Annotated in this window: 1 protein-coding gene and 1 pseudogene; both read left to right on the top strand. The window is 77.1% G+C overall.

Annotated features, from left to right (window positions below; all coding sequences use genetic code 11):
• Nucleotides 1-37 precede the first annotated feature (37 nt).
• Entirely contained in the window at nucleotides 38-1,276 is a 1,239-nt protein-coding gene (cbiE, locus tag L7D48_RS28325; protein WP_237883880.1) for a precorrin-6y C5,15-methyltransferase (decarboxylating) subunit CbiE, read from the top strand.
• 203 nt (nucleotides 1,277-1,479) lie between these two features.
• A pseudogene (locus L7D48_RS28320) lies at nucleotides 1,480-2,233 on the top strand (5,6-dimethylbenzimidazole synthase); the annotation flags it as partial.

Here is a 2,233-nt window from a genome sequence, read left to right as displayed (position 1 = left end):
GTCCCCGCCCCCACGACGCGCCAGGAGAGAGCCGACGATGGCCGACCGTGTCACCGTGATCGGGTGGGACGGCTCGCCGCTGACCGAGGCGGCCCGCGCCGCCCTCGGAGCCGCCACCCTCGTCGCCGGCGCCGCCCACCACCTGGCCCTCCCCGAGGTGCCGCCCGAAGCCGAGCGCATCCGGCTGGGCAGCGTGGCGCTGGCCGCCCGCCGCATCGCCGGACACCGCGGCACCGCGGTGGTCCTGGCCGACGGCGACCCGGGGTTCTTCGGGGTCGTGCGCACCCTGCGCGCGCCCGAGTACGGCCTGGAGGTCGAGGTCGTACCCGCCGTCTCCTCCGTCGCCGCGGCCTTCGCCCGCGCGGGGATGCCCTGGGACGACGCCCAGATCGTCGTCGCCCACGGCCGCACCCTGCGCCGCGCCGTCAACGTCTGCCGCGCCCACACCAAGGTCGCCGTCCTCACCTCGCCCGGCGCCGGGCCCGCCGAACTGGCCCTGCTGCTGGAGGGGGTGCACCGCACCTTCTTCATCTGCGAGGCACTGGGCACCGACCGCGAGCGGGTCACCGTACTGACCTCCGACAAGGTCGCCGACCACGTCTGGCGCGACCCCAACGTCGTGATCGTGGTGGGCGGTTCGGCGGCCGCGGCCGGGTCCGGCGCGCCGGGGCAGGGCGGATGGCTGGCCGGGCGCGATCCGAACTACCCGCCCACCGTGCGGGGATGGGCCCTGCCGGCCTCCGAGTACACCGGGCAGGACGCCCGGGCGGCCGCGGCGGGGACCGCGGACTCCGCGCAGCTGCGCGCCGCCCAGCTCGCCAGGCTCGGCCCCAGACCGGGCGACCTGCTGTGGGACATCGGCGCGGGCAGCGGAGCCGTCGCCGTGGAGGCCGCCCGATTCGGTGCCGCGGTCCTCGCGGTCGAGCGCGACGCGGCGGCCTGCGCGCGGATGTCCGCCGTCGCACGGCACTTCGGCGTCCAGCTCCAGGTCGTGCACGGCATCGCGCCCCTGGCGCTGGAGGCGCTGCCCGAACCCGATGTGGTGCGCGTCGGTGGGGGAGGGGTGCGCACGGTCGCCGCCTGCGCCGACCGCAGGCCCGAGAGGATCGTCACACACGCCTCCACACGCGACGAGGCCGAGGCCGTCGGGAGGGTGCTGGCGGACGGCGGATACGCCGTGGAGTGCGCCCTGCTCCAGTCCCTGGAACTGGACACCCGGGAGTGGACGGAACGCGAACGCGCGGTCGTCTTCCTGCTGTCGGGCAGCCGGATGTGATCTCGTCCGAGACGAACCGGACCAACCGGGGCCAGTCGTCCACCCCCGCCCCCCGCAGGGTGCGGTGGCGGGTAGGCTGATGGACCGTTGTGCCACCGGCCGGTATTGACACTTTGTCTGTCGATGTCCGGACGGGTCGGACGGGGGCACGGCGGGCGCCCGCTGGGGCCGGAAGGAGCACTACCGATGGGCGAGGGGTACGCATGACTGACACCGGCCGGGTCCCGGGCGAGGGACAGCCGGAGAACGCAGGCGGACAGCCGGAGCAGCCGGGTGCACCGGCACCCGGCACGTACACCTTCGCGGGCCCGGTCGAAGGTGTGGCTTCGGGCTACGAGGACGATCTGCTGCTGCCCGGCTCCCACGGATGGGGCGAGGCGCCGGCGTCCGCGCAGCCCCAGGCGTCCGCACCCGTACCCGGCCCGCGCGAGTCGGACGGATACGGGCAGTACCCCGCGCCGCCCGCGCGGACGGCCCCGGGGCACGCGCCCCACACCGCCGCGACGCCTCCCCGGCCGCCACACCTGGGGCCGCCCGTGCCCGAGCAGTCCGGCGTGGTGCGCACGCTCGCCGACCGCAGCAGCGCTCCGGCGGCTCCGGCGCCCACGCCCCCGCAGGGCGTGCCCGTACGGCAGCCGGGGCCGCCGACCACGGGGCCCGAGTACTTCGACGTCGCCCACGAGGAGCCCGCGGCACAGGCCACTCCCTCCCCGGAGGCACCCGAGGCCGTCGCGCCCGAGACCGTCGCGCCCGCTCCCGCCGCGCAGCCCGGCACGCTTCCGTCCGACCCGGTGCAGCCCGGTGCCTGGGCACCGCAGCCCCCGGTGACGGAACCCGGGACCGCTCCCGTCCAGCCGGCGGCCGCCGGATGGCCGGCCGAACCGCTGCCCGGCCCGGACCTCGCCGCGATGCCTCCCGCTCCGGAGACCGGTGCGGCACCGGCCGCGGAGACCCCCG

It is taken from the genome of Streptomyces sp. ICN903 (assembly GCF_022015835.1).
In the GTDB taxonomy this organism is placed as follows: Bacteria; Actinomycetota; Actinomycetes; order Streptomycetales; family Streptomycetaceae; genus Streptomyces; species Streptomyces fenghuangensis.
This window is presented reverse-complemented; position numbering and strand designations above follow the sequence as displayed.